The 25,247-nt window shown below is 64.2% G+C and carries 28 protein-coding genes and 1 pseudogene; 17 read left to right on the top strand and 12 right to left on the bottom strand.

The genetic code is table 11. The annotated features are described in order from the left end of the window. The first annotated feature begins 84 nt into the window (after positions 1 to 84). The 3 genes from Cocul_RS08120 to Cocul_RS08110 are packed head-to-tail and all read left to right on the top strand — an operon-like array spanning position 85 to position 1,923. A complete protein-coding gene (locus Cocul_RS08120) occupies positions 85 to 732 on the top strand; it encodes an ABC transporter ATP-binding protein (RefSeq protein ID WP_069723604.1) in 648 nt (215 codons plus the stop codon). Further along, positions 716 to 1,087: a hypothetical protein gene (locus Cocul_RS08115; protein WP_150114425.1), complete on the top strand. Its 372-nt coding sequence runs from the start codon at positions 716 to 718 to the stop codon at positions 1,085 to 1,087. Before Cocul_RS08120 ends, Cocul_RS08115 begins: the two co-directional genes overlap by 17 nt. Then, positions 1,048 to 1,923, top strand: a complete 876-nt coding sequence (locus tag Cocul_RS08110; protein ID WP_055122792.1) for a hypothetical protein — start codon at positions 1,048 to 1,050, stop codon at positions 1,921 to 1,923. Before Cocul_RS08115 ends, Cocul_RS08110 begins: the two co-directional genes overlap by 40 nt. A gap of 52 nt (positions 1,924 to 1,975) precedes the next feature. On the opposite strand, the gene Cocul_RS08105 is transcribed toward Cocul_RS08110, so the two are convergent. After that, positions 1,976 to 2,302: a hypothetical protein gene (locus Cocul_RS08105; RefSeq protein ID WP_055122791.1), complete on the bottom strand. Its 327-nt coding sequence runs from the start codon at positions 2,300 to 2,302 to the stop codon at positions 1,976 to 1,978. A 497-nt stretch (positions 2,303 to 2,799) separates the two neighbouring features. After that, complete coding sequence (locus Cocul_RS08100; RefSeq protein WP_055122790.1) at positions 2,800 to 4,263, bottom strand: multicopper oxidase family protein; 1,464 nt, start codon at positions 4,261 to 4,263, stop codon at positions 2,800 to 2,802. Between the two features lie 161 nt (positions 4,264 to 4,424). On the opposite strand from Cocul_RS08100, the gene glmU reads away from it, so the two are divergent. Next, a complete protein-coding gene (gene glmU, locus Cocul_RS08095) occupies positions 4,425 to 5,927 on the top strand; it encodes a bifunctional UDP-N-acetylglucosamine diphosphorylase/glucosamine-1-phosphate N-acetyltransferase GlmU (protein ID WP_082422271.1) in 1,503 nt (500 codons plus the stop codon). A gap of 11 nt (positions 5,928 to 5,938) precedes the next feature. Further along, a complete protein-coding gene (locus Cocul_RS08090; protein ID WP_055122788.1) occupies positions 5,939 to 6,916 on the top strand; it encodes a ribose-phosphate diphosphokinase in 978 nt (325 codons plus the stop codon). Between the two features lie 41 nt (positions 6,917 to 6,957). On the opposite strand, the gene Cocul_RS08085 is transcribed toward Cocul_RS08090, so the two are convergent. Then, positions 6,958 to 7,788 (bottom strand): hypothetical protein, encoded by an 831-nt coding sequence (locus Cocul_RS08085; RefSeq protein WP_055122787.1) that lies wholly within the window; start codon positions 7,786 to 7,788, stop codon positions 6,958 to 6,960. A gap of 282 nt (positions 7,789 to 8,070) precedes the next feature. On the opposite strand from Cocul_RS08085, the gene Cocul_RS08080 reads away from it, so the two are divergent. The 5 genes from Cocul_RS08080 (at position 8,071) to Cocul_RS08060 (ending at position 10,951) form a co-directional block, all read left to right on the top strand. Continuing rightward, positions 8,071 to 8,706, top strand: coding sequence for a 50S ribosomal protein L25/general stress protein Ctc (locus Cocul_RS08080; RefSeq protein WP_055122786.1), 636 nt, complete (start codon positions 8,071 to 8,073; stop codon positions 8,704 to 8,706). Between the two features lie 72 nt (positions 8,707 to 8,778). Continuing rightward, entirely contained in the window at positions 8,779 to 9,303 is a 525-nt protein-coding gene (gene pth, locus Cocul_RS08075) for an aminoacyl-tRNA hydrolase (protein WP_055122785.1), read from the top strand. 6 nt (positions 9,304 to 9,309) lie between these two features. After that, positions 9,310 to 10,149 carry a fumarylacetoacetate hydrolase family protein gene (locus tag Cocul_RS08070; RefSeq protein WP_055122784.1) on the top strand — a complete coding sequence of 280 codons (840 nt, stop codon included), beginning with the start codon at positions 9,310 to 9,312 and terminating at the stop codon, positions 10,147 to 10,149. Continuing rightward, complete coding sequence (locus tag Cocul_RS08065) at positions 10,149 to 10,529, top strand: hypothetical protein (RefSeq protein WP_055122783.1); 381 nt, start codon at positions 10,149 to 10,151, stop codon at positions 10,527 to 10,529. Before Cocul_RS08070 ends, Cocul_RS08065 begins: the two co-directional genes overlap by 1 nt. Positions 10,530 to 10,534: 5 nt before the next feature. Then, positions 10,535 to 10,951, top strand: a complete 417-nt coding sequence (locus Cocul_RS08060) for a hypothetical protein (RefSeq protein WP_055122782.1) — start codon at positions 10,535 to 10,537, stop codon at positions 10,949 to 10,951. Here the strand turns inward: Cocul_RS08060 and Cocul_RS13025 are convergent. Then, a pseudogene (locus Cocul_RS13025) lies at positions 10,908 to 11,992 on the bottom strand (dioxygenase family protein). The gene Cocul_RS08060 and the pseudogene Cocul_RS13025 overlap by 44 nt on opposite strands. A 63-nt stretch (positions 11,993 to 12,055) precedes the next feature. Beyond that, positions 12,056 to 13,066 (bottom strand): NAD(P)H-dependent flavin oxidoreductase, encoded by a 1,011-nt coding sequence (locus Cocul_RS08050; RefSeq protein WP_055122781.1) that lies wholly within the window; start codon positions 13,064 to 13,066, stop codon positions 12,056 to 12,058. 52 nt (positions 13,067 to 13,118) lie between these two features. On the opposite strand from Cocul_RS08050, the gene pth (Cocul_RS08045) reads away from it, so the two are divergent. Then, positions 13,119 to 13,727 carry an aminoacyl-tRNA hydrolase gene (pth, locus tag Cocul_RS08045; protein WP_055122780.1) on the top strand — a complete coding sequence of 203 codons (609 nt, stop codon included), beginning with the start codon at positions 13,119 to 13,121 and terminating at the stop codon, positions 13,725 to 13,727. Between the two features lie 19 nt (positions 13,728 to 13,746). Here the strand turns inward: pth (Cocul_RS08045) and Cocul_RS08040 are convergent, their stop codons facing one another. Further along, positions 13,747 to 14,298: an NADPH-dependent FMN reductase gene (locus Cocul_RS08040; protein WP_055122779.1), complete on the bottom strand. Its 552-nt coding sequence runs from the start codon at positions 14,296 to 14,298 to the stop codon at positions 13,747 to 13,749. Positions 14,299 to 14,867: 569 nt separating this feature from the next. Between Cocul_RS08040 and Cocul_RS08030 the strand changes: the two genes are divergently transcribed. Genes Cocul_RS08030 through Cocul_RS08020 form a run of 3 tightly spaced genes read left to right on the top strand, consistent with a single transcriptional unit; the run spans position 14,868 to position 17,535 of the window. Continuing rightward, positions 14,868 to 16,148, top strand: a complete 1,281-nt coding sequence (locus Cocul_RS08030) for a hypothetical protein (protein ID WP_055122777.1) — start codon at positions 14,868 to 14,870, stop codon at positions 16,146 to 16,148. Beyond that, complete coding sequence (locus tag Cocul_RS08025; RefSeq protein ID WP_160318508.1) at positions 16,141 to 16,917, top strand: ABC transporter ATP-binding protein; 777 nt, start codon at positions 16,141 to 16,143, stop codon at positions 16,915 to 16,917. Before Cocul_RS08030 ends, Cocul_RS08025 begins: the two co-directional genes overlap by 8 nt. A 3-nt stretch (positions 16,918 to 16,920) precedes the next feature. Continuing rightward, positions 16,921 to 17,535 carry a hypothetical protein gene (locus Cocul_RS08020; protein ID WP_055122775.1) on the top strand — a complete coding sequence of 205 codons (615 nt, stop codon included), beginning with the start codon at positions 16,921 to 16,923 and terminating at the stop codon, positions 17,533 to 17,535. A gap of 8 nt (positions 17,536 to 17,543) precedes the next feature. On the opposite strand, the gene Cocul_RS08015 is transcribed toward Cocul_RS08020, so the two are convergent. The 5 genes from Cocul_RS08015 to Cocul_RS08000 all read right to left on the bottom strand — a co-directional run bounded on the left by Cocul_RS08015 (position 17,544) and on the right by Cocul_RS08000 (position 21,167). After that, complete coding sequence (locus Cocul_RS08015; protein WP_160318507.1) at positions 17,544 to 18,455, bottom strand: GDSL-type esterase/lipase family protein; 912 nt, start codon at positions 18,453 to 18,455, stop codon at positions 17,544 to 17,546. 166 nt (positions 18,456 to 18,621) lie between these two features. Beyond that, complete coding sequence (locus Cocul_RS08010) at positions 18,622 to 19,242, bottom strand: hypothetical protein (protein ID WP_055122773.1); 621 nt, start codon at positions 19,240 to 19,242, stop codon at positions 18,622 to 18,624. Further along, complete coding sequence (locus Cocul_RS12495) at positions 19,239 to 19,400, bottom strand: hypothetical protein (RefSeq protein WP_160318506.1); 162 nt, start codon at positions 19,398 to 19,400, stop codon at positions 19,239 to 19,241. Before Cocul_RS12495 ends, Cocul_RS08010 begins: the two co-directional genes overlap by 4 nt. Then, on the bottom strand, positions 19,397 to 20,470 hold the full coding sequence (locus Cocul_RS08005) for a hypothetical protein (protein WP_055122772.1): 1,074 nt from the start codon (positions 20,468 to 20,470) through the stop codon (positions 19,397 to 19,399). Before Cocul_RS08005 ends, Cocul_RS12495 begins: the two co-directional genes overlap by 4 nt. After that, positions 20,454 to 21,167 carry an ABC transporter ATP-binding protein gene (locus Cocul_RS08000; RefSeq protein ID WP_055122771.1) on the bottom strand — a complete coding sequence of 238 codons (714 nt, stop codon included), beginning with the start codon at positions 21,165 to 21,167 and terminating at the stop codon, positions 20,454 to 20,456. Before Cocul_RS08000 ends, Cocul_RS08005 begins: the two co-directional genes overlap by 17 nt. A 543-nt stretch (positions 21,168 to 21,710) precedes the next feature. Between Cocul_RS08000 and Cocul_RS07990 the strand changes: the two genes are divergently transcribed. Both Cocul_RS07990 and Cocul_RS07985 read left to right on the top strand, forming a co-directional pair. Further along, positions 21,711 to 23,345, top strand: a complete 1,635-nt coding sequence (locus tag Cocul_RS07990) for a peptide chain release factor 3 (protein ID WP_055122769.1) — start codon at positions 21,711 to 21,713, stop codon at positions 23,343 to 23,345. A gap of 2 nt (positions 23,346 to 23,347) precedes the next feature. Next, positions 23,348 to 23,710, top strand: coding sequence for a hypothetical protein (locus Cocul_RS07985; protein WP_055122768.1), 363 nt, complete (start codon positions 23,348 to 23,350; stop codon positions 23,708 to 23,710). 77 nt (positions 23,711 to 23,787) lie between these two features. Here Cocul_RS07985 and Cocul_RS07980 read toward each other — a convergent pair whose 3' ends face one another. Beyond that, on the bottom strand, positions 23,788 to 24,255 hold the full coding sequence (locus Cocul_RS07980) for a CAP domain-containing protein (RefSeq protein WP_055122767.1): 468 nt from the start codon (positions 24,253 to 24,255) through the stop codon (positions 23,788 to 23,790). Between the two features lie 228 nt (positions 24,256 to 24,483). Here Cocul_RS07980 and Cocul_RS07975 point away from each other — a divergent pair, with 228 nt between their 5' ends. Next, on the top strand, positions 24,484 to 25,245 hold the full coding sequence (locus tag Cocul_RS07975) for a LamB/YcsF family protein (RefSeq protein WP_055122766.1): 762 nt from the start codon (positions 24,484 to 24,486) through the stop codon (positions 25,243 to 25,245). Positions 25,246 to 25,247: the final 2 nt, after the last annotated feature.

The following is a 25,247-nucleotide window of genomic DNA, read 5'->3' as shown; positions in this document are numbered from 1 at the left end:
TATCCTTGGGGCCATTATTAAAGGAGGCTCCACACTATCTCTGTTCTATCCACGCCCCAGCACCCTGCCGTCGAGGCACGCAATGTGACTGTCTGCCAGGGTGGCGGGGCGATTCTCTCCCACCTCGATCTCTTGGCCTACCCCGGAGAAAGCATATCTATCATGGGCCGCAGCGGCGAGGGCAAGACCACCCTGCTGCACACGCTCGCCGGACTGCTCACCCCGGAGGAGGGCAACGTGTACGTCAGCGGACGCAGCCTCTCCGGGCTGTCCGCCGGGGAGTACGACACCCTGCGTCTTTCCGAGATCGGCTACGTTTTCCAGTTCTCCGAGCTGGTTCCGGAACTTACCCTAGTAGAAAACGTCATGCTGCCCCGCTATGTCCGGGGAGAGCCGCGCAAGGAGTTGCGGCGGAACGCACTGGACTTGCTGGCGAGCGTGGGTATTGACCACGATACCGCGCACCGACGCCCGGCCTTTGTTTCCGGCGGCCAGGCGCAGCGGGCGGCTATTGCGCGAGCCCTGTCCATCGAGCCCACCGTTCTGCTTGCCGACGAGCCCACGGGCGCCCTTGACCCCGCAACCTCCGAATCTGTGCTTGCCGCATTGCTGGAACAAACGCGGTGCATGGGGACATGCCTCATCATGGTGACACACGATGAGGAGGTCAGCCGCACCACGCACCGCCGTCTGGAACTTCGAGGAGGGAGGTTGCATGAGCGCTCCGCGTAATTCTGGCATGGTATGGCGCTCGATACGTCTGGGCGCCACCATCAGCCTGCGTTCCCGTTCCCTCGGACGCATAGCGGTGATCGCCGCCACCTCCGTGGCAGTGATGTTCCTCTGCCTCGCCTCCGCGCTGCCTCAGATGATCTCGGATCGTGCAGAACGCGCCGAGGCCCGCCTGCCGCGCACTGAGTTCCTTGCCGAGGAAAGCGTGCCCTACGCCCAGGTCTCTTCCCGGCTCGCCCTCCCCGAGGGGAACGAGATGACGACTTTCCTCGTGGCACCCGGCAACGCCCCGGTAACGGAGGTTCCACCGCCGCCGTGGGACTGGCGATCCTGGCGGCCTCGCTCACCACAGTGATGACCACGCAATTGGCCACGTATCTTACGGACGTCATCGACAGCAACGGACCCGGGCCCCTGGTGTCCACGAATAACGCAGAAAGCGTTATGGCTGCGGTTCCCGGCGCTATTCCTATACACGACCCCGCAAAGGAGGGCCCGCTCGTTGCCGATTGCGCCGCCCTGGCCCAAGCAAAAAAGGTGGAATTGGACTGCAATCCGGGATATAAGGTGCCCATAGACAAGGTGGAGCGGCCAGATATTGTTTCCTACCCCACGGGAGTATTTTCCTTTAATGGCACTCTCTTGGATCAACCCGTGGCACCCCAGGAAACCAATCTCCTCTATTATCCTGACCTTTCGCCAGAACAGGTGACGGAACTATTAAAGGTAGACCCCTTGGCCTTTGTGGTCTCCAAGCCGGTCAAGGACGCCGCCCGCCTTTACAGGCGCGGCCACGTAATCGAGCTGTACCGCATAGCGGGCTGGTGGACGGTGATCGCCTGCACCGTGTTCACCATCGTCGCGGCCGCCACCACGGCGTCCGGGCGCAGGCGGCTCACCGCCGCCCTGGGAGTGGTGGGTATCAATGCCTCGCTGCAACGCCGCGCCTGGTTCCTTTATGCCCTGGTTCCCCTGGTAGTGGCGGCCGGGATCAGCGCGATCACGGCCACCATCACGGACATCGCGTTCATCAACGTGGTGGAGATCAGCGAGGTTCTTGACCCCGGCCAGGTCACCGAACCGCTCCTCATCGCGGGCGCGGTGGCCCTGCTCTCCGGGGTGATCTACGCGCGCATTGCGGCTCGCGCGGCGCGCAGCCGCATAGACGTGGCCGATCTACGCTCGGAATAGGCGTGAGGACGTTTCCGCTACGCGGGTTCTCTTCCCCGCACGGCGGGAACGCTCAGGCGGCCCCTGCGGGGAGATCGCGCAACCGCGCGATGCTCTCGTCAATGCGGATCAGGTCATCGCGGCGGAGCATTTCCGCCTCGATGACCTCCAGCAGCCGTTCTGGAACGTGGTGCCTCCGCTGGGCTGCCGCCCACAAGCCCAGGTCAAGCCCGTACCAGGTGTCCCCGTAGGCACCGTTGTGCACCACTTCCCCTTTTTCTTCCTCGCTGAGAATGTCCCAGAGATATTGCAAGGCCGCTAGGGCCACCAGATCATCGGCATATAATTCCGCGAGGCGATCCCGCGTCCTCGGCTGATTCATCAGGCTGATGCTATCCATGTTGTCCTCCCGTACCGCTCTCTAAGCGGAGAGGAACCTCCACTCTCACGCTGCGATCCAGATTCAAGATTACTCCGTCTCCCATCACAGGATAGGCCGTCCGGAATATAACTTGCCCGTATCGGCGGTAATACTGCACCTCCACCATCACTCTGTGGTCTTTGAACACAACCACCTTCCGTAACGTTCTCCGATCCCCGCGCACAGCGCTCCAATCAGGGGATCGCAGGGTGCCACGCACCGCCTCTATGACATTTTCATCCGTCCAGGCCAACGGAAACTCCGTTTTCCCTACCCGATTTACCCCGTGACGGTGTCCACCCTTGCGCTCATCGTCTGGTTCCCCATCCAGCACATGCCGTGCTTCTTTCTCCCCAATAACGGGACGGGGATCGCTCGCAGAAACATCCCTGCGGCGTTCCCCAGCGGCAGTCCATAGCCAGTAAACATTCTCCATGTCCCCGAACCCCCATTCTTGAGCAGAAGATTAGCACCTCCTACCCATGCCCATGCCCCATCGCCAGCGCGGCCCGCTCCCCCGGCGGGACGATCACAAATTGCCCCATCATGCCGGAGTCCTCGTGCAGGAGCATGTGGCAGTGGTACATGTACGCCCAATGCGGATCGGGGTAGTGCCCAAACTCCACCGCCAGGCGCGCGGTGGCCCCGGGCGGCAGGGCCACGGTGTCCTTCCACCCGGAGGTGAATACCTCTACGTCCGTGCCGTCGAGGGAGAGCACCTTGAAGGTGGCGTCGTGAATGTGGAAGTTGTGGATCCAGTCGGCGTTTTCGTTGGTCACCGTCCAGATTTCGGGGCGGTCGTGGTCAATGGTCACGTCCACGCGGTTCATGTCCATGGATTGCCCGTTGATTTGGAAGGTGTTGAGCACAAACTCCCGCTCCACCGCGCCGTTCACCGCTACCTCGCGGGCGGCGTCGGGAGCCAGAACATCGGGCACAGCGGCACCCGAGGCAAGGCGATCCGCCGCCCTGATCTCTAGCAAATCAAAGGAGTCTTGGAGGCCAAAGTCCAAGCTGTACTCGTCCTCCGGCACCCCAAAGTTGTCGGGGAAGGGTGTGGAGGTGAGCGTGACGGTCTCCCCCGCCTCCAGGTTCACCACGATCTCGGCGCGCTCGCCGGGGCTGATCGGCAGGTGGGTGGCCTCGATGGGCTCGGGCAGAAAGCCGGAGTCGGTGGCCACCACGCGGAAGGGGCGTTCGTCAGAAAAGCCCAGGCGGTAGAAGCGCATGGTGGCGGCGTTGAGTAGGCGCAGCCGCAGGGTGGAGGTGGTGGCGTCAAAGTAGGCGTGGGTGATGCCGTTGACGGTGGGGGTATCGCCCTTAAGTCCAAGGTCGGGGTCGGATACCTCGTCGAGGCGACCGTCCTCATCAAACTTCTGATCCATGATGGCCAGCGGGATGTCATCCACGCCGTATTCGGAGGGCAGCGCCAGGGAGTCGGAGGCCTCGTCTTCGATGAGGATCATGCCCGCCAGCCCCCGGTAGGAGTGCAGGGCGGTGCGCTCGTGCGGGTGGGGGTGGTACCAGAGGGTTGCGGCGGGTTGTTCCACCCGCCACTGGGGCGTCCAGGTCTGGCCCGGTTCGATGGGTTGATGGGGCCCGCCGTCGGCAATGGCGGGGAGTTTCATGCCATGCCAGTGGAGCGTGGTCATCTCGTCCAGGCCGTTGTGGACGTTCATGCGCACGTCCTCGCCGCGCCGCAGGCGCAGGGTGGGGCCCAGGTGCCCGCCGTTGAAGCCCCAGGCGGGGGTGGTGGTGTCGGGGAGGATCTGCGCGTCCACAGCCCCGGCGCGCAGGTCGAAGGTGCGCACGGCGTCGATAAGCTCCCCCTGGGCCAGCTGGGGAATGGGGAGGGGCCGGGCCTGCCCGGAGTAGCCACGCGGGGTGGGTTGTCCGGTGGAGCAGGCGTGCAGCACGGGGGCGGCCGCCAGGGTCAGCATGGTGAGGCCCGCGCCGCGTAGGAATGTTCTTCTTTCCACCGTTACCTCCTGCTGGTTGGTGCAAAAACTCGCCTTCTACCCAGGCTACCCCCGGCCCCCACCCCAGGCGTTATGCTGTGCTGGTTACCGCTTTCCGCTACCCCGTCGGAGGGACCTTTTCCGTGACCACTGCTTCTACCCCTGATTGTGCCGTCGTCGTTCTGGCCGCCGGTGCCGGCACGCGCATGAAGTCCGCCACCCAAAAGACGCTGCATTGCATCGGCGGGCGCAGCCTGCTTTCCCACAGCCTGCATGCCGCCGCCGCGATCCAGCCCGAGCACCTGGTGGCGGTGGTGGGGCACCAGCGTGAGCAGGTAAGCCCCGCGGCCGAGGCGATCGCGCAGGAGTTGGGCCGCCCGGTGGTGCAGGCGGTGCAGGAGGAGCAGAAGGGCACCGGGCACGCGGTGCAGTGCGCGCTGTCCGCGATCCCGGATTTCCAGGGCACCGTGATCGTCACCAACGGCGATGTGCCCCTGCTGCGCCCGGAGACCCTGCGCAGGCTGCACGAGGCGCACACGCAGTCCCCCACCGCCGTCACGGTGCTCACCCTGGAGCTGGAGGATCCCACCGGGTATGGGCGCATCGTGCGCAACGAGGAGGGGCAGGTGACCAGCATCGTGGAGCAGAAGGATGCTTCCGACGCCGAGCGCGCGATCCGCGAGGTGAACTCGGGCGTGTTCGCCTTTGACTCGGATGTGCTGCGCTACGGGCTGGCTCACTTGGATTCCGATAACGCCCAGGGCGAGCTGTACCTCACCGACGTGCTGGGTATCGCCCGCGAGGAGGGCCACACCGTGCGCGCGCACCTGGCGGACGATGCCCGCGAACTCGCCGGCGTGAACGACCGCGTTCAGCTGGCTGCTGCGGGGCAGGAACTCAACCGCCGCACCGTGGAGGCCGCCATGCGCGGCGGGGTGACCGTGATCGACCCCGCCACCACCCGCATTGACGTCACCGTCACCCTGGGCCAGGACATCACCATCGAGCCCGGCACCCAATTGCGCGGCACCACGAGCGTGGGCGACGGCGCGCTCATCGGGCCGGACAGCACGCTTATCGACGTCTCCGTGGGCCGCGACGCCTCGGTGGTGCGCACCCACGCGCTTTCCTCCACCATTGGGGAAGGCGCCACCGTGGGGCCGTTTACCTACCTTCGCCCCGGTACCCGCCTGGGCGAGGAGGGCAAGCTCGGGGGCTTCGTGGAGACCAAGAACGCCACCATCGGGCGCGGCTCCAAGGTGCCGCACCTGACCTACGTGGGCGATGCCACCATCGGGGAGCAGTCCAATATCGGGGCGTCGAGCGTGTTCGTGAACTACGACGGCGTGGAGAAGCATCACACCGTGGTGGGCGATCACGTGCGCACTGGCTCGGACACCATGTTCATCGCCCCGGTGACGGTGGGTGATGGGGTGTACTCCGGGGCGGGTACAGTAATCAAGGAGGATGTCCCCGCGGGGGCGTTGGTGGTCTCCGGCGGGCGCCAACGCAACATCGAGGGATGGGTGGAGCGCAAGCGGCCTGGATCACCTGCCGCCCGGGCCGCCCAGCGGGCGCGCGAGGCTGAGCAATCACAGCCATCGCCGTCCGCCTCCGATCACTCCGGCACCGACCAGGAAGGTTAAAGCACAGTCCCATGACTGCTCACTGGAAGCAAACCCACAAGAACATGATGCTGTTTTCCGGGCGTGCCCACCCGGAGCTTGGTCAGGAGGTGGCCAAGGAACTCGGCATCGAGCTGACCCCCACCACGGCCCGTGACTTTGCCAACGGCGAGATCTTCGTGCGCTTTGAGGAGTCGGTGCGCGGCTCGGACTGCTACGTGCTGCAATCTCACACCCAGCCGCTGAATAAGTGGCTGATGGAGCAGCTCATCATGATCGACGCCCTCAAGCGTGGTTCCGCTCGCACCATCACCGCGATCCTGCCCTTCTACCCCTATGCCCGCCAGGATAAGAAGCACCGGGGGCGCGAGCCCATCTCCGCTCGCCTGGTGGCCGATCTGCTGCGCACGGCGGGCGCGGATCGCATTGTCTCCGTGGATCTGCACACCGATCAGATCCAGGGATTCTTCGACGGCCCCGTGGATCACATGCACGCCATGCCGATCCTCACCGATTACATCTCCGGCAAGTACTCGCTGAAGGATCTGTGCGTGGTCTCCCCGGACGCGGGCCGCGTCAAGACCGCCGAGAAGTGGGCCAACGTGCTTGGCGACGCCCCCATGGCCTTCGTGCACAAGACCCGCAGCCTGGACGTGGCCAATCAGGTGGTAGCCAACCGCGTGGTGGGTGACGTGGAGGGCAAGGACTGCATCCTCATCGACGACATGATTGATACCGGCGGGACCATCGCCGGAGCCGTGGGGATCCTCAAGGAAGCCGGCGCGCGTTCCGTGGTGATCGCCTGCACCCACGGCGTGTTCTCCGACCCCGCCCGCGAGCGCCTTTCCCAGTGCGGGGCGGAGGAGATCATCACCACCGACACCCTGCCTCAGTCCACGGAGGGGTGGAGCAACCTCACCGTTTTGTCCATCGCCCCGCTGCTGGCTCAGACGATCAACGAGATCTTTGAGAACGGCTCCGTGACGCACCTCTTCGAGGGGCAGGCCTAGTACTCACGATAAGCGGGGTGGGCGCTCCCACCCCGCTTTAGTTATGCCTTTGGCGCGGGAAGCACTCCGCCGTTGCCCTGGCGGCACAGGTGCGCCGCCATGAGCAGCGAGGCCGGGATAAACAGGAACAGGCCCAACCCCAGGGTAAAGACGGTGCCCAGGATGAATACCGCTCCACCGATCACGTAGAGGAGCGCCAGGGGGAGGAAGTTGCGCCACACCAGCGCCGAGCCCCGTTGCACCGCCTCCCCGATGCCACGGCCATCGGCCACGTACCACGTCCAGGCCAGGGTGAGCAGCTGCGTGAACACCACCACGGCGAATTGAATGAGCCAACCAAGGAACCCGCCCAGGATGTACCAGAAGCTCCGATCCTCCCCGGCGGTGCCGCTGCCCGCCGGGATCAGCGCGCCAAAAAGGTACTCCACCGCCCACCAGAACACCGAGCCCACCACGGATACCAGGATCACCTTCCAGTAATGCGTGTTCTGGAAGAAATGCCGGTAGCCGATCTTCTCCCGGCTCACCTGGGCCAGCGCCCCGGCGTAGAGGCAGGGAGTAATCAACAGCGGGATCAGGGAGATGCCCGGTCCAAAGCCCTCGGGAAGTTCCATCTCCTGCGGCCATTCGAAGGTGAACTCCCGGCCGAGCAGCGTCTCTGCGCCCCACAGGATTACCCCCAACAGGATCAAGGTGGCGAGCAGCGCGATAAACATCAGGAGGGTGCCGAGTATCCACACCCGTGGGTTATGCCAGGCGGTAGAAAATCCCCAGTTCATGGCCTCTAAGATATTGAGCCTGCCGCGCTTTGTTCCCTTGCGTGTGTTCTTTTGCGCCTGGGCGATGGACTCGCCCCGATCCTCAAAACTCACCGTAGATTCATTCCTGTTTTCTATCCTTGGATAATTCCCGGCAATGGTAACGCCGCCCCGGCGCCCCCCACAAGGGCAAGCGGCGCCTTTGCCCAATCCAGGCGGCAGTGCTAGCCTTGGGCTTTGTCTCGGCGAGGGCCTGCGGGCCGTTATCGACGCGATTGTGAGTATCACCTTAAGGTTTATCCTGCGGAGACTCGGCGAGCGCACGAGTGGGCCGCAGTTTTTTATTGCGGTCGGCTCCCCTGTGACTATTCAAGAACTACCGATGGGAGACCCCTCATGGCTAAGTACCCCACCCTGGAAGCCCAGAACCGCACCGAGTTTGGCAAGGGCGCCGCGCGCCGCCTGCGCCGCGCCTGGCAGATCCCCGGCGTGATCTACGGCCCCGAGCTGGCCGAGCCCGTACACTTTGCCGTTCCCCTGCTGGAGATGCAGGCCCTGGTGCGCAACAACGGCGTGAACGCCATCGTGGAGATGGACATCGACGGCGAGAAGTACCTCACCATGGTCAAGCACGTGGATCAGAACGTGCTCACCCTGGACATTGACCACATTGACCTCCTGGCCATCAAGCGCGGCGAGAAGGTTGAGGTGGAGGTTCCCGTGGTGCTTGAGGGCGAGCCCGCCGCCGGCACCATGTCCATCCAGGACGCCGACGTGCTCCTGGTGGAGGCCGACGTGCTCAACATCCCCGAGGAGATCACCGTCTCCATCGAGGGCCTGGAGGTGGACACCAAGATCACCGCCGGCGAGCTGAACCTGCCGGAGGACATCACCCTGGTGGCCGACGAGGAGACCGTGATCGTCTCCATCACCTACCCCGAGGTGGACGAGGAGCTGGAGGAGGCCGCCGAGGCTGCCGAGGAAGGCGGCGCGGAGGCCGGTGCCGAATCCGCCGAGGAGACCGAGGAGTAATCCCCCTCCCCTGCTATCCCGGTGCGCACCCCGCACCGGGATTTTTCTTGGTCTGCGCTACCCTCAAAAACCATGACTACCTCCCTCGTGGTGGGGCTGGGCAATCCCGGCCCTCGGTACGCCCGCACCCGGCACAACCTCGGCGCGATGGTGCTGGAGGAATTGCTCTCCCGACGCCCCGGTGCCCGGCTGAGCGTGCACCGCAAGACCAACACGGAGGTTTACTCCCAGGGTGGCCTGATCTTGGCGCGCCCGCGCTCCATGATGAACCTCTCCGGCGGCCCCGTGTCCGCGCTGGCTGGGTTCTTCCGGGTGGCCCCGGAACGGATCGTGGTGCTTCACGACGAGCTCGACATGGACTTCGGGCAGGTCAAGGCCCGCCCCGGCGGGGGCGATCACGGGCACAACGGCCTGCGTTCCATCACCAAGGCCCTGGGCACCCGGGAGTACGTGCGGCTGAGCTGCGGGATCGGCCGCCCACCGGGGCGCATGGACCCGGCGGCTTTTGTGCTCAAACCCTTCTCCCGCACAGAGCAGGAGCACCTGCCGATTCTGTGCGCCGACGCCGCCGATGAGGCAGAAAGGGTGCTAACCTAAGAAACTATGCGCCTGGCCACATTGCGATCTCCCGATGACGGCACCCACGCCTCCCTCATTCACCCCGATCTCACCTCCGCCACCGTGCTGCCCGATTACCCCACCGTGCGGCATCTCCTAGAACAGGAGCACTGGGAGGAGATCGCCCGCACCGCCACCGGCCCGCAGCGCATCGTGCGTCCCGCCGACCTCGCCCCCGTGATCCCCCGCCCCGGGAAGATCATCTGCGTGGGCCTCAACTACGCCCGGCACATCGAGGAGATGGGGCACGAGCGCCCGGACGTTCCTACCTTCTTCATCAAGTTCCCCGAGGCCCTGGCCGGGCCTTACGACGACGTGGTGCTGCCGCCGTGGGCGCAGCAAGCGGCGGACTTCGAGGGGGAATTAGCTGTGATCGTCGGTAAGCGGGCGCGCCGCGTCACCGCCGCCGAGGCCACGGAATACATCGCCGGGTACGCCATGATGAATGACTACTCCCTGCGGGATTATCAGTACCGCACCCTGCAATGGCACCAGGGAAAGTCCCTGGAAAAGTCCAGTGGCTTTGGCCCCTGGCTGACCACCCGCGAGGATTTCCGGCCCGGTGCGCTCTTGCAGACATGGCTCAACGAGCATCCCATGCAGAAGGCTCCCACGGACGATCTGGTGTTCACCCCGCAGGCGTTGATCGAATACCTCAGCCACCTGTACCCGCTGGAACCGGGCGACGTGATCGTCACCGGCACCCCGGCGGGCGTGGGCCACGCGCGCTCCCCCAAGCGTTATCTACGAGACGGCGATACCGTGCGAGTGCGCGTGGAGGGCCTGGGCGAGATTGCCAATACCACGATCTTTGAAAGGGAGTAATGCGCGTTTCCAAAGCGATGGCAACCAAGGTGATCTGGATATTGGTTCTCGCTCTCATGCTGGCGGGCGAGGCGAACGATGGTATTGACGCCCGCCATCACTTCCTTTCCCCCACGCTGGGAGTTATTACCATTGCCGCCACCGTGGCATGGGCGCTCTGGGGATTTTATATAAGCAGAAGCACGCGGGCGGACGTCTTTATCAAGCAGACCTTTACTTTGCTCTTGCCTATCTTCCTCTTAGTAGCCGCCATGAACATCAGCTTTTGGTACTGGATCGGGCTTTTGTTCTTTATATTCCTTGTATGGGCACTACTAGTAAGTAATGAAGGCTTCCTCACCTGGGCAAAGAACCTCGAATCAGAGAACACGGAGGGATAGAAAACATGCGCGGCTATAAAGCGATCTTGTTCAATATCGTCTGGTTGGTGGCCGTGGCTCTCCCCGCCTTTGGGACGGCGGACGAGGGAATGAATAAGCAGTACCACTCCCTGTCCACCGTCATCGGAGCGTTCGCTATGGCGGCGGCCGCCGTGAGCACCCTGTGGGCGGTACGCAATGTCTTTCACACCAGCCCGGATAGGTTTATCCAGGAGACGTTCCTGGTGTTCGCCTCGATCTACGCGATCGAGGCCACCCTGTACATCGGCGGCCGGGAGTGGATCGCCATTGTGTTCTGGCTGGCCGTGGTGTTCATGCTCCTGGTGAATAACGCGCGGTTCCTCGCCTGGGCCCGAGGCCTCGACGAGGAGGCCCGGGTTAGTTCTGCGGAGGCTGCGGCGGACGGCCGCTCGGCGGGGTAGCGCCGTCGGCACCGGGTGACCCTGCCGGGGGCTGGCCCTGCGGCGGGGTGCCGCCGGGGCCACCCGGTCCGCCGTCACCGGGGCCGCCCTCGCCAGGCATGGGCGCGGCGTCGCTCATCTCTTGCTCGGTGGTGGGGTCGATGGCGACGTCGATAGTCAAGGTGTAGCCGCCCTGCACGGAGCCGCTGACGGCGGGCACCTGATCCTCCCACCCGTCGCTGAACACGTTATCGGTTTCCAGGGTGATGGCCGCGAAGTTGGACACGGAATCCGTGTAGCGGGAGTCCGCGTAGGTGGCGGTGGCCACCTCCTCGGGCACCACGAGTTGGGAGGTGAGCACGTTGTTGTTCACGTCCGTGATGGAGGCGGAGTCCGGGAATACCTCGAAGTGGAGGTGCGGCCAGCGCCCGGCGTAGCAGCCGGGGACGATGGTCTGGAAGGTCACGGTCCCCTTGCTGTCTGCCACCTGCACGCCGCGCAGGTAGGTTTTTTCCAGCAGGGCGTCGTCATACATGGAGTAGCGTCCCTCGGCGTCGCAATGCCAGATGTACACGGCGGCCCCGGCGTAGGGGGCGTTGTTGTTGGAGAGGTCGATGAGGTTCATGGTCACGGTGAGCGGCACGCCGTCGGCGGTGGCTCCCCCGCCGATGGAGGAGCGGATGTCGGAGCGCTCCACCCCGCTGATATCCAGCACGTCCGGCCCGTTGGAGCCGTCGCCGGGGTAGGGCCCCGCGGTTTCGGTTTTCATCTCTGCGGGAACGCTGGTGGCACCGGCCTCTCCCGTGGAGGTGGACGCGGCGCCGGTGCTGCTGGAGGAACCGGAGTCTGGCGCGCAGGCGGCCAGGGCAAAGACGCCGGCGCCCAGGCCCAGGCTGCCCAGGATCTTGCGGCGGCTCATCCGGTGCCGAGGTCAAAGGCCAGGCCCTGATCCTCGGGGCCTTCGTTTTGTCGGTCGAGGCGGCGGCCCTCGAAGGTGTGGATCTTGCCGTCGGCGGCGGGGCCGCGATCTTCGGCGGAGGGATAGGGGCGGAAACGGAACACGGAGAGGTCCTTCTCATGGGAAACGGTGGAACGTCCCTCATGGTACGAACCTACTCTGTATGGTTACCGAGTGCTTCCTGTGAGTTTACCGAGCGATTGCATCACCTCTGCTGCCGGTGCCTCCCGCGCCTCCCGATAATTCTCCCCCGCCAGGCAATAAGCGTAATCCTCCTCCCCACGCAGGGGCTTGAGCAGAGCGTTGAAGTGCGGGTAGGAGGGTGGAAGGTCTGGGTGGGAACGGGTAAAGGCCGTGGCCAGGCCCCGTGCATAACGCCCGGAGAAGGCGCGAGTGGATACCGCTTCCGCCTCCCCGCGCGCCAGCAGCGCCCGGTTGGCCGCCGAGGTGCCCGCCTCCGGGCACCGCAGAAAGGCCGTTCCGCAGGATACCGCGCGCACGCCCGGCCAGGTCAAAGCCTCGGCCACCGTCTCCGGTGTGGAAAGCCCCCCGGCCGCCACCAAGGGTGTTTCCGGTACCACCCCGTACACCGCCGCCACCAACTCGCTCAGCGGGCGGGTATCCGGCTGCTCCATCACCGTCCAGGTGGAGCGGTGCCCGCCCGCTTCCGGCCCCTGCACCACCAGCGCGTCCGCCCCCGCGCCCGAGGCCACGGCGGCGTCGCGCTCGTTGGTCACCGTCACCCACGCCTCCACTCCATAAGAGTGCAGGCAATCGATCTCATGCGGGGAGAAGATGCCAAAGGTGCTGCTCACCACGGCGGGGCCGTGACCGGCCCGGGCGGCGTCGATAAGCACCCCGAACTTTGCGTCCCAGCCCATCGTGTAATCCACCGCCGGAAGCCCCGGGGTGGGCAGGATCGGCGCGAGCGAATCGGCTAAAGCCTCCAGCGGGCCGAGGTCCCGGTACGGCTGCTGCGGGCAAAAGAGGTTCACGCCGTAGCGCGGGGCCGTGACCTCCTGCATGTCCTGGGAAAGCTGCTCCGCGCTGATCGTCCCGGAGGCCAGGAAGCCCAGGCCACCGACGCTCGCCGCTGCGGAGACCAGCGCCGGGGCGGAGGGGCCACCGGCCATCGGGGCCGCGATGATGGGCGTAGAAATATCGTCAAGGAGGCTCATGCCCGACCAGCGTATGTGAAAGAATGAACCAGTGGCAGTTATCTCTCGGATCATGGACATTTTCCGCTCCCCCCGCGCCGCGCAGGAGGCCCACCTCCACGGGGCGCAATGGCTCATCATCGGGCTCGGCAACCCCGGCCCCCGCTACGCACACACCCGGCACAACGTGGGCTACCTGGCTATCGACGCCCTCCGGGGCATCACCCCCCTGCTGCCCTACCCGGGCGCACCCGCCACCGCCTGCCGCACCACCATCGACGCCATCCCCGTGGCCCTGCTGCGCTCCACCACGTACATGAACGAATCCGGGCAGGCCGTGGCTCCGCTGGCCCGGGAACTGGGGCTGCCCCCGGAACGCATCGTGGTGCTCCACGACGAACTCGACCTCCCCACCGGCACCACCCGTCTGCGCCAGGGCGGGGCGGAAAACGGGCACAATGGGCTGAAATCTCTCAGCGCGGAACTGGGCACGCGCGATTACCTGCGCGTGCGCATGGGAATCTCCCGCCCCCCGAAAGGAACCCCCGTGGTGGACTACGTATTAGGCACGATGGACGATACCCCGGAACTGCACTCCGGGATCGAGCACGCCGCCGAGGCCGCGCGGCTCATCGTCAGCCAGGGGCTCGCCCGCGCCCAGAACGAGATCCACCGACGCTAAATTACTTGACGACGCCCCGCTACGGGCGCGCCGCCTCCCGCTCCAACTCCCCGATCATGCGCACCAACGTATCCACCGAGCGCTGATTCGGGCTAAACACGCCCTCGCGGACGTCGGTAAAAATGCTGAAATCGAGCTGGGTCCGCAGCATGGGACACTGGAAATTGGCCATGATCGCGCGCCAATGCTCCACCGCGCGGATACCGCCCGTGGCGCTATAACCAATGAAGCCGATGGGCTTGCCCTGCCACTCCGCACCCAGGGAATCCACGGCGTTCTTCATCGCACCCGGCACCGAGTGGTTGTACTCCGGGGTGACAAAGAGGAACGCATCGCAGGCGTCAATGGCACGCGACCACTCCTGCACCTGCTCATTCCCATACTCCTTGTTGGCCATCGCGGGCAGCACCTCGGAGGCATACAGGGGTAGGTCAAAGTCCTTGAGGTCAATCAGGGTGAACTCGGTGGCCTCCTTCTCCGGCTGCTCCCGCGCCACTCCTAGCGCCCACTGGCCAACCTGATCTCCCAACCGCCCCTCGCGGATGGAACCAACAATGATGCCGATCTTCATGGCACTCCTTTTCTGCTGTGGTATAGCGACCCGCTCAGCCTACCCTGCGGAGCGAATGAGGGTGGACTGAGCCACAGAGCATGGAATACCAGGGAAAATATACGAACTATACCACCCGGTTGGGGGTGATTTTTCAGAATCTTTACATAGACCATTGACCAAGTGGTGTGTGGCACATAAGTTAATTTTTGCCCATAAGGACACCCTAACCCTCCTGTGGGAAAGGTCTTGATATGAAAGCAAAAAAGATCAGCTCTGCGCTCCTCACGGTAGCCACTGCTGCCGCTCTTCTTGCCCCGGCCTCGTACGCCGCCCAGGGATACCGAGGCACCAAAACGCATGGCTGCCAGGCATACATTGACGGTTCGAAAGCCTGGACCAACTGTCAGCCGGCCACGAAGGGCGGCCAGGTGTCCACCAAGGTCTGGTGCACGGCACAGCCCACTCGGCTCAGCAATTGGTCCTACGTGGGCGTCGGATCGAATGTTACTCGCATCGCCACCGTAGGCTGCGCCTCCAACGTCCACAGCGGCCAAACCCTCTGGCAGTAACGGCTAATTAAGGAGGACATGGTGCGCTCACGCCTCATCACTCATCTCATCGCGGGATTACCCATCCCCGCGATATGGCTCATCTTCTGCCTCATCATGAGGGACGTCTGGTTTACCTCTTATAACGGTCTCACCATGTCCCTATGGACTCCCCTGGTCTTTACCGGTGGAATCATCTGTGCCATCGCCGCCTGGCAGGAGGCCAGCCGCCTTGCCCATCACAGCACGGCGATCTGGCTGAGCACACCGCGCTCCTGGTTCGTGGTGCGCCTCCGGGAAATCCTCGGAGGCTACCTCCTCTCCGTTCTGCTCCCCACCCTGCTTTCCCAGGGAGCCATGCTCCTCATCGGGGCTATCCTCTCCCTTCCAGGGTACCTCGATCTTCGCTACGGAGCCTATGCCCTGGCCTTTAGCTTCATACTGTATTTATTAGGTGCGCTCACCGCCCACCTGCGCTTCGGCCCCCTGCGCAGCGCGATCATCGCCCTATTTCTTGGCCTCTACGCCGGCATGTACATCGCACTCACCACGGCAGAAGTGGACACCTGGGATGTTTTCCGTCCTTCCTCGTGGGAAGTCATTGTAATTTGCGCATTCATTCTGTTCATCGCGGTACCGCTTACCACGGCTCGCCGCACCATCACCGCGCGGGCCTCCCGTACCACCGCCATCGTGGGCGTCGCCCTCACCGTCGCCGCGATTTTCAGCATGGGTGGCGTGCAGACCAGCGGCTACGTCCGCACGGACTATGAGAATATCCTCTGCGAGGATTCGGGCGAGGACACCCTGTGCATTTGGCGGGAGGACTCCTTTAAGTGGGACGATATTCGCGCTTATCTTCAGCGCACCCGCGATCTGCGCGCGGCAGCGGGATTACCCGCCACGCCCATTCTTGCCATTGAGCCGGGTATCCCCCAGGATCGCGCCAAAACCCCGGAGGAGGTGGAAAAGAAGGAATACCTCCTCACCTATATCTTTGCCCTCGGCGGGAATACTCCCAGCTGGCCCGCCGCCCAGAGTTTTGCCGATTTTCTCCGCCAATGGCCGGACGCCTGCTCCCTCGAAGCACCGGAGCAGTCCGATCTGCTCTATGACCTGCTGACCAATTTCCTCTACGGGGACATCGCCTACACCGGCTTTAGCACCTCCGATCCCGAGCGCGATGGCACCCGCCTGGATTATTCCCGGGAACTCGCCCAGCTCAGCGAGGAAGAACAACTCACCCGCCTAGCCTCCGCGCTCTCTTCCTTTACCGCCACCTGTTCCTATGACCCCGAGGAGTTTCGTGCTCATGGATAATCACCCCGCCTTCTCCTGCACCGGGATCGTCGCCGGTTATCGCCGCAAGGAAGTGCTCCACGGCCTTAGTTTTGATATTCCCGCCCACTCCATCACGGGCCTGCTCAGCCCCAACGGTGCTGGCAAGAGCACCCTGCTACGGATTCTGGCCAACATCGCCTCCCCGAGTGCCGGTGAGATCCGCATGGGCGGCCTTAATCCCGCCCTGCGCTCAGAGCGCAACGATATTCGCCGTAACCTGGGGTTCTTGCCGCAGAACTTCTCCGTGGACGAGCGCATGAGCGTGCAGGAGTTCGTGCGCTACTGCCTATGGATGCGGGAATACCCCGCCGCGCGGCGCGCGGAGGCCGCCGAGAGCGCCATCGCCGCCGTGGGCCTAGAGAACAGCAGTGACACGCGGATCAAGGAACTCTCCGGGGGTATGCGCCAGCGGGCAGGCATCGCGGCGAGCATCGCCGGTTCCCCCAAGTTCATTATTCTGGACGAACCCACGGCTGGCCTAGACCCGGAGCAGCGCTACGAGTTCCGCCAGTTACTCTCCCGCCTGCGCGATCAAGACGATCCCCCCACGATTCTGCTCAGCACACACCTAGTGGAGGACGTAGCCTCCTGCGCGGATCACATTCTGGTACTAGGCGAGGGCACCATTCGGCACAGCGGCCCGGCACGAGCACTCACCGACTCAGGGGACCGCTCCATCGACGCCCTGGAAAGCGCCTATCGCAGGCTGCTCAGCGGGATGAAGAACACCACGACGCCGGAAGCCTAAGCCATGTACCGCAGTTTCCTCTCTTCCCGGCGGGTTTATACCGCCCTGGCGCTTAGCGCCGTGGCCTGCGTGCTACTACTCCTGCTCTTTCCCACCTCGTATGGCATTTATGGTGCCAACGGTATCCGCGATACCCCGCTTACCCGTCTACTCCCAGTGGTATTGGGCGCGCTCGCGGCTAGCACGGTACACCCGGTGGCCCCCGCGATGGAGGCCACCGCTCCTACTCGCCTGCTGCGGATACGTGTACTCAGCCTCGGCGGGATCATGCTCACTCAGTTTCTACTGCTTATTATCAGCATGGCGACCATACAGGCCATCGCGGGCGTCGGCCTCACCGCCCGCGATGTAGCCATGTATCTTTCCGCCACCGCCTTCTGGCAGGGGCTATGCTGCCTGAGCGCGGCTTTCTCCTCCCGCATGGTGGCCTGGGCCCCGCCCCTAACCGTGCTGCTCTTCCTGCTTTTATACCCCTGGCGGGACATCGATCACCCGGTGGAGTGGAACATATTGCTCACGATCAATCCGTTCACCGTGACGCTCGGAGGGTTCTTCCTGCTTGGCGGCCTGCTCGCCCTAGGAACGGTGGACACCGCCAGGCTGGACGCCCGTCGCTAAGCAAAAACCTACCTGTACAACTCCTGCCCGATGATCTTGCCGATCTCCATGCTGCCGTTGATCGAGGGGTGGTTGGTGAGGTTGGTAGGTACCGCCGGGTCATACATACCTACCACCCACCTGTCCTCGGGTTTGGGGGCGCAGGTGCCGTGCCTCCGGGTGAGTTCCAGGGTGTCGATGAAGCGCAGGCCGTTGGCCTCGGCGGCGTGCCGCGCGGCGTTGCGCAGGTGATCCTGAATGAGGTCGGCCCCAGGGGCGGGCAGCGCCGCAGGCTGATCGGGCACGGGATTGATGAGGCACAGGCGATCGTCGGCGGCCATTTCCGGGTATCCCGCGATGACCACTTCGGCGTCGGGGGCGGCCTGGGCCACTCGATTCTTGATCGTGGCGTACACGCCCTGCATCATGCTGGGGGCCAGGTTCTGCGCGTTGGCGATGGAGGCGGCCACGTCCACCCACTGGAAGGTGTCGAGGCCTCCGTACATAATCACCACGCGCTCGGTGCCGGGGCCGATGTTCCCGGCGAGGATCGCCTCCTCCACCACGGCGGGAAGTTCCACCAGGGGCATCATGCCGCCCGTTCCGTTGCAAGACCAGTCCGCCAGGCTTTTATTCGTGGCCTGTGCCGCGGAGTGTGGCCAGTTGCGGGTGTCCTTCTTGCAGGTGGGTTTGAGCTGGTAGCCGTTTTCCGTGTGCTCACCGTTACCGGGAGCGATGGGGCCGATGGCGGTGAAGGAATCACCAAAGGTAACAATCTGCTGCGCACCCTCCGGCGGGGTGCCCCAGACGGCGGGCACGGCTGAGCCGAGGGACATCGCGGGCTGAGCGGTGGCGAGAGGAGCGCTCGCCATGACGATGCCGAGGGCAACGGCGGCCGCTTTCCGCACGAAAAGGTTTTTCTTCATGAACGTTTTCTTCATGAACGTATAGTATAAGACCATTGGGTTTTGGTAAACCTCACGGAGCGCCTTCGCCGTGATCGCCGGCTTGGACGCTGGGAGACCCACCCTCACGAGGCATTAACCCTGAACACACATCATCAAGCCTCCGAGCATATAGAGACCATATAGAACAGGCAATCACCCGCTAAATCGCGCCCGGGGGAAGAGAATGCCTACGCCATGCCAACCCGGTGGCTAACGCCAAAAGCACCAGGCAGAGTTCCCACGGAATCACCCACTCCTTAGCGGTGGAGAAGTACTGGGAGAATGCCGCCTCCGGGGCGAGATGCTGGGCCAGCACAATGGTGACCATGAGCGCTCCGGGGGCGAGGACAGACCACACCGCTCCGGCGGCATAGAGCGCCACCACCCCCAGCAAACCTAACACCACAGGAGTCCCCAGCAAGGGCAGAAGAGGAGGAATACCTGTATAGCGGGCATCAACGTAAAGGTGCCACGCCACCGCAGCAAGGCTGGGAAGAAAGCCCACCCCTAAGGAGAAAATAGTGTGTACCACCCGTGAACATAAGGAACCCACCGCCTCCCGGCCGGAGAAACGCGGGACGCACACCAGCGGCAGGCACATGGCGAGAAAGGCGGGAAAGATTTCCGGGGCTCCCACTGCCCGCGTGGGTTGACCCGGCTCCACGCTTACCCCCACCGAGACCGTTGCCAACGCCACCGAGGCAGTCATGGCTACCAGCACGAGCACAAGCGTCGCAGGAATACCACGCACATGCATAAAGCCCCGCACGACCCCGCTCATGGGGTGCCATCCCAACGGCAGGCGTAAATATCCTCCTCGTGGCGGGCCATGATGGACTCCACCTCTTGGGCCGAGAACCTCACCCCGGCGCTCCAGGAGTCATCGAGCAGGGCCTCGTACTCAGCCAGATACAAAACATTATTTCTGAGGTTCATCACGGCATCGCGATTCCGCCCTCCTTCGACCACACACAGCCGTGAGCAATAAGGGAATTAACTGCGCTGTAGGCCACCCCTTCCTCCGTGGAGGCTGGAATGGTGTTTACCGAAAAGGGGCCGGTGAAGATGTCCACAAAACCCTCCCCTGCGCGAGAATCATCGCGGTCCACCACAGCGCGATCATTGACCTCGCGGAGGCTCTCACCCAGCCCCGCCTGCCGCAGGCGAGTCACCACCGCATCCACGTCCGCCTGAGCCGGAAGGTGCGCGGCGTGCAGGCACACCTGCACCCCCTGATTCTCATGGCATCGCTGCTCTAGCCCGGGATCTACCACATAGATCTCCGGGCGCCACACAAAGGCGGTAGCCACCACGGCACACAGCGCCAGGCCCCAGGTGAGGTGGCCTATGCCCCCACGCAACCTGGATTGCACCAGGTAGCCCAGAAAAAGCACCGCCACCACCGTGGCTAGCACCGCAAAGATCGCCGTAAAAGGGCTGGTGACAAAGCGGGTATCCGCCTCAACCCCACGCACGGGAACCACCAATCCCCAGGGCCGCCACAATGGTTCCACCGTGATCCCCAGAAGCAGGAAAGTCACGATAACCACCAGGGGTACCACCATCATGCGGCCCACGAGCATTCCCACGGCATACCCACAGCACGCGAGCAGAGCTATACCCGCGACCGCGATCATGACGTCGGTAAGGTGTATGTGGCCCCAAGAGGCGTAACGCGCACCCCGAATAAATACGGGAAGCAGCCCCACCGCGTACCCGATGAGAGAGAAAGCCGTCACCGCGCCCGCCTGCGTGAGAAAATCCCACGCCCCTGCACGGGGATGCACCGGGGTGTGCAGCATCGAACCTCGTGGGTGGGTCAGCACCGCCAGGAAAGCACTGAGACCGACCAGCGCGGTACCCGGAAGCCACAGTCTTTCATGGAGGGCCACGGAGAGGTGCTGCCATACCGGGAAACTTGTGTGCAAGAGATCCATCGTGGCCAGAAAACCTCCCACCGCCATGAGGAGGAAAGGCGCGAGGACGTGCGTCTTAGGCGGGGAAACCATGATCTTCCCCTCTCCCCAGGACAATGCGTTCATAAAAGGCCTCGAAGGAGGAACCGTACCCCTCGCTGGTTTGCTGCGCCAAGAGATCCCGGCTGCTGCCGGAGGCCTGAATCTTCCCTTCCGAAAGAATCGCCACCTGGGCCTCCATAGCCTGAATATCCTCCGTGAGGTGGGTTGACATCACCACGGAGGTGCCCAGCCCCGCGATCATCCGGCGCGTCCTCATGCGCTGAGAAGGATCTAAGCCCACCGTGGGTTCGTCGAGAAGCAATAGCGAGGGATCGTTGATGACCCCCGCGCCAATAGCCACCTGCTGCAGCTCCCCTCCGCTGAGGGTACGTACCCTGTGTCGTTGAAGTGCGCCCAAATCCAGGCGCTCCACCGCCGTATCCACCCGGCGCGGGATCTCCCCACGCGGCACCCCACTCAGCCAGGCGGGGTAGCTGAGAAGATCCCGCACCCGTGCGAGACCCGGCAGACTGGGGTTTTGTGGAACGTACCCTATGCCGGAACCGCCCTCCGCAAAGGTAATAGCGCCTTCCTGCACCGGGAGGATACCCGCCAGGCATTTGATAAGGGTGCTCTTGCCGGAACCATTGGGACCCAGCAGCACGGTGACGCCGCTGCTCACCTCCCAGTCCAGCCCGCAGAGAACCTCCGCCTTCCGATAGCGGAAGGAGAGCCCCTTGATGCTCACACAGGCCAAAAGAGTCTCCTTATCTAGAGGCACGTGGTGGTACGCGCTGACTGCCCAAATGCCCCGCTGCTGGAACTGAACTCCGAGTAGTACTTCCCCTTGCCATTACCGCAAGAGCCATAGATCATGCTCACCCTGCCATGAATCCCTTAGAGCCCACTATGTCATCGGGGAAGTTACTGCGATCTTCCTTGATCCGACCGGTACCCCACAGGGCGTTACCGCAACCCGCCCGGCCCACCGTGGCATCGTTAGCGGCATCGGGAACATCAGTACGAATGTGGCACCCTCCGGCGGCATGGGCTGACTCCACCCCGGCCACGAACATCCCCCCAGCCACAGCCATCACCGCGGCAGCGGCCGATGCGATTGGCTTGTATTTTTTGCTGATTAGCATCGCAAATACCTCCAAAGTATGAGGAAATTACTTCCCTAAAGCTAGAGGCCTACCCCCCATCAGTCCATAAAAAATGATATGCGCCACTGACATTCGATGCCACCCCACCGCCCCCGCACCACCCCCGCTGGGTACCCTAATACCCTATGAGCACCGCCGCAGAAGCCTTCCGCCGCCGCACCTTCGCCGTGATCGCCCACCCGGACGCCGGCAAGTCCACCCTCACCGAGGCATTAGCGCTGCACGCGCACATGATCGCGGAGGCCGGCGCGGTACACGGCAAGGCCGGGCGCAAGTCCACCGTCTCGGACTGGATGGAAATGGAGAAGGATCGCGGTATCTCCATTGCCTCCTCGGCCCTGCAATTCGAGTACTCCCCGGACGGCCACGAGGGCGAGCCGTACATGATTAACCTGGTGGACACCCCCGGCCACGCGGACTTCTCCGAGGACACGTACCGCGTGCTCATGGCGGTGGACGCGGCGGTCATGCTTATCGACGCCGCCAAGGGCCTCGAACCCCAGACCCTTCAGCTCTTCCGGGTGTGCAAGGCGCGCGGCCTGCCCATCATCACCGTGATTAATAAGTGGGATCGCGTGGGCCGCTCCCCCCTGGAGCTGGTGGACGAGATCGTCTCCGAGATCGGGCTGCAACCCACGCCGCTGTTTTGGCCCGTGGGCGAGGCCGGAGACTTCCGGGGGCTAGCCCGGGTGGAGGACTCCGGCGAGGTGAGCCAATACATTCACTTCACCCGCACCGCAGGCGGGGCCAGCATCGCCCCGGAGGAACACTACGATCCCCAGGCTGCCGCCGCGCGCGAGGGAGACGTGTGGGATACCGCCCAGGAGGAGGCCGAGCTGCTGGCGGCGGACGGCGCCCTGCACGATCAGGAGCTCTTTGAAAACTGCGAGACCTCCCCCCTCATCTTCGCCTCCGCCATGCTGAACTTCGGCGTGCACCAGATCCTCGATACCCTCTGCGCCCTGGCCCCCGCCCCCCGCGCACGGAATGCCGATGAGAAGGCCGTGGCGGCGTCAACAAGCGCGATGGATACCCACCGCGAGGTGACCGATCCGTTCTCCGGGGTGGTGTTCAAGGTGCAGGCGGGCATGGATCGCAATCACCGCGATACGCTGGCCTTCATGCGCGTGGTGTCCGGGGAGTTCGAGCGCGGAATGCAGGTCACCCACGCGCAATCCGGGCGCGCCTTTTCCACCAAGTACGCGCTCACGGTGTTTGGCCGCACCCGCGAGACGGTGGAAACGGCCTTTCCCGGTGACATCGTGGGCCTGGTCAACGCCGGCGCACTAGCCCCCGGAGACACAATCTTTTCCGGGCGCAAGGTGCAGTACCCGCCCATGCCGCAGTTCGCCCCCGAACACTTCCGCACCCTGCGCGCGAAGTCCCTGGGCAAGTACAAACAGTTCCGCAAGGCCCTCGATCAACTCACCGCCGAGGGCGTGGTGCAGATCCTGCGTAACGACGCCCGCGGCGACGCCGCCCCGGTGATGGCGGCGGTGGGCCCCATGCAGTTCGAGGTCATGCAGGCCCGCATGCTCAACGAATACGGAGTAGAGACGCAGGCCGACCCGGTGCCCTACAAGGTGGCCCGGCGCACCGACGCCGAATCCGCCCCCGGCCTGGGCCGCCAGCGCGGCGTGGAGATCTTCACCCGCACGGACGGGGAACTGGTGGCGCTCTTTGGCGATAAGTGGAAACTGGCCTTTGTGCAGCGCGAACACCCCGAATTCACCCTGGAACCGATGGTGGCGGACGATTAATCATGCGGTGGTTTCGGCGGCGCACCACCCCTCCCCTGCCCCGCGCTCCGCGCGAGGCCGTGAAGATTCTAGCCGCGCACCTGCACGTGCACACGGCGGAGTCCCTGGTGGTACTCACCACCTCCCCGGCAGCGCTGCGGGAGGCGAGGAAAGCCCTCGAAGCAGGCGCGGCGGCGCGCCTGGCCTGCCCGGATTCCCGGGACGTCACGCTCATGCCCGGCGAGGGCAATCCATCACTTGACCCGGACGAGGGGTGGCTGATCCCCCTGCCTGCGGAATCACGAGAGTTTCTGAGCGCCCTCACCACGGATCAACCCGGCGCGTGGGAGGTGCCGGGGACGAACGTGGGGGTGGTGGCGGAATAAACCCCCGAGAATACAAAAAGTGCTCCCCGGTACGCGTACCCGGAGAGCACTCAACACTATCAAATAGCGTACGCTTCCTACTCCTCGAAGCGCTGCACCACGTAGGAGCCGTCCTCTGCCTGGGCGATGCCGATGCCGATCTTGTTCAGCTCGGGGTCAAGCAGGTTCTCGCGTGCACCGGGGTTCTGCAACCAGAAGTCCAGCACCTCTTCGGCGGTGGGGGCGCTGTTAAACCAGGCGATGTTCTCCACCTCGGCGTCCTCGGAGTGGCTCACCGTGTGGTTATCGCGCAGTTCCTCGGCCCACTGCTGGGCGTTCCAGCCGAGGAAGGAATCGTAACGCAGGGGCGAGACATCGTACTCCGCGCGGTGCTGGTTAGTAAGATCGAAGATTTCTTGAGCCAGGCTCGCCAGAGCGGACTGCCCGGTGGACTGGTAAGAATCATACGCCGAGCTTTCCTCGGCTCCGGCTACGGCGGTGCCGCTCAACGCGGCAGCCAGCGCAATCGCGCTGGCCAGACCTTTTGCCACGTAGCTCTTGGTCATGGTGACAACCCCTTTCATTGGACTCCCCCACCCTACTCTACTCTATAGGGATCGGCCAGTGCTCGCCATCTTTCGCGTACTGACTCCCCCATCCTACCCACCTCCTCAACGAAAGTCATGCCACATACCAATTCCACCTATGACGGATTTCACAATATGCCCCGGGCCGCTACACTCGGAGGCCACGGAATCATTGTTGAACAATCTTCAAGAGGAGGGCTGCTCCCCGTGTCCCACATTGACCTCAACGCCGACCTCGGAGAAACCACCGCTGGCAACCCCGTGGCCGATGACGCCGCCATGATCTCTCTGGTCTCCAGCGCCAACGTCGCCTGCGGTTTTCACGCCGGTGACCCCCACTCCATCGCCTCCACCGTGCGCCGCGCCGCCGAGCACGGCGTGAACGTCGGCGCGCACGTAGGATACCAGGACGCCCCCGGCTTCGGCCGCCGCTTCATCGACTACGCGCCTATGGAACTGGCCGATGAGGTGCTTTATCAGATCGGCGCGCTCTCCGCCCTGGCCGCCGCCCACGGCACCAAGGTCTCCTACGTCAAGCCGCACGGGGCGCTCTATAACGCCATTGTGCACCACAAAGAGCAGGCCCAGGCCGTGATCGACGGCGTGCGGGCCTTCGGGGATCTCCCCCTCATGCTGCTGCCCGGCGGGGTGGCCGTGAACCTGGCGGAGGGCCGGGGCATGACCGTGATCCGCGAGGCCTTTGCCGATCGCGGCTACAACCCCGATGGCACGCTGCTGAGCCGCCGCGAGCCCGGCGCGGTGCTGGGCAGCGCCGAGGAGGTGCTGGCGCGCGTGCGCCAGGTGGCCGCCAGCGGGAGCGTCACGGCCGTCGATGGCACGGAGGTGCCCGTGGACGCGCAGTCGGTGTGCGTGCACGGGGATTCCCCCGGCGCGGTGGAGATGACACGAGCCATCGTGGCGGGCCTGCGGGCAGACGGCGTGAGCATCCGCAGCTTTATCGAGGGGTAGCG

The organism is Corynebacterium oculi, from assembly GCF_001412105.1.
Classification (GTDB): domain Bacteria; phylum Actinomycetota; class Actinomycetes; order Mycobacteriales; family Mycobacteriaceae; genus Corynebacterium; species Corynebacterium oculi.
The sequence above is the reverse complement of the archived record's forward strand: the minus strand, read 5'-3'. Positions and strand labels throughout refer to the sequence as shown.

Bases quoted from the DNA above. Each gene is read 5' to 3' on its own strand.
- Cocul_RS08115 (WP_150114425.1), top strand. From the start codon at position 716: ATGAGCGCTCCGCGTAATTCTGGCATGGTATGGCGCTCGATACGTCTG.
- Cocul_RS08105 (WP_055122791.1), bottom strand. From the start codon at position 2,302: ATGGATAGCATCAGCCTGATGAATCAGCCGAGGACGCGGGATCGCCTC.
- Cocul_RS08100 (WP_055122790.1), bottom strand. From the start codon at position 4,263: ATGCTGACCCTGGCGGCCGCCCCCGTGCTGCACGCCTGCTCCACCGGA.
- Cocul_RS08090 (WP_055122788.1), top strand. From the start codon at position 5,939: ATGACTGCTCACTGGAAGCAAACCCACAAGAACATGATGCTGTTTTCC.
- Cocul_RS08080 (WP_055122786.1), top strand. From the start codon at position 8,071: ATGGCTAAGTACCCCACCCTGGAAGCCCAGAACCGCACCGAGTTTGGC.
- pth (WP_055122785.1), top strand. From the start codon at position 8,779: ATGACTACCTCCCTCGTGGTGGGGCTGGGCAATCCCGGCCCTCGGTAC.
- Cocul_RS08070 (WP_055122784.1), top strand. From the start codon at position 9,310: ATGCGCCTGGCCACATTGCGATCTCCCGATGACGGCACCCACGCCTCC.
- Cocul_RS08065 (WP_055122783.1), top strand. From the start codon at position 10,149: ATGCGCGTTTCCAAAGCGATGGCAACCAAGGTGATCTGGATATTGGTT.
- Cocul_RS08060 (WP_055122782.1), top strand. From the start codon at position 10,535: ATGCGCGGCTATAAAGCGATCTTGTTCAATATCGTCTGGTTGGTGGCC.
- Cocul_RS08050 (WP_055122781.1), bottom strand. From the start codon at position 13,066: ATGAGCCTCCTTGACGATATTTCTACGCCCATCATCGCGGCCCCGATG.
- pth (WP_055122780.1), top strand. From the start codon at position 13,119: ATGGACATTTTCCGCTCCCCCCGCGCCGCGCAGGAGGCCCACCTCCAC.
- Cocul_RS08040 (WP_055122779.1), bottom strand. From the start codon at position 14,298: ATGAAGATCGGCATCATTGTTGGTTCCATCCGCGAGGGGCGGTTGGGA.
- Cocul_RS08030 (WP_055122777.1), top strand. From the start codon at position 14,868: ATGGTGCGCTCACGCCTCATCACTCATCTCATCGCGGGATTACCCATC.
- Cocul_RS08025 (WP_160318508.1), top strand. From the start codon at position 16,141: ATGGATAATCACCCCGCCTTCTCCTGCACCGGGATCGTCGCCGGTTAT.
- Cocul_RS08020 (WP_055122775.1), top strand. From the start codon at position 16,921: ATGTACCGCAGTTTCCTCTCTTCCCGGCGGGTTTATACCGCCCTGGCG.
- Cocul_RS08015 (WP_160318507.1), bottom strand. From the start codon at position 18,455: ATGAAGAAAACGTTCATGAAGAAAAACCTTTTCGTGCGGAAAGCGGCC.
- Cocul_RS08010 (WP_055122773.1), bottom strand. From the start codon at position 19,242: ATGAGCGGGGTCGTGCGGGGCTTTATGCATGTGCGTGGTATTCCTGCG.
- Cocul_RS08005 (WP_055122772.1), bottom strand. From the start codon at position 20,470: ATGGTTTCCCCGCCTAAGACGCACGTCCTCGCGCCTTTCCTCCTCATG.
- Cocul_RS07990 (WP_055122769.1), top strand. From the start codon at position 21,711: ATGAGCACCGCCGCAGAAGCCTTCCGCCGCCGCACCTTCGCCGTGATC.
- Cocul_RS07985 (WP_055122768.1), top strand. From the start codon at position 23,348: ATGCGGTGGTTTCGGCGGCGCACCACCCCTCCCCTGCCCCGCGCTCCG.
- Cocul_RS07980 (WP_055122767.1), bottom strand. From the start codon at position 24,255: ATGACCAAGAGCTACGTGGCAAAAGGTCTGGCCAGCGCGATTGCGCTG.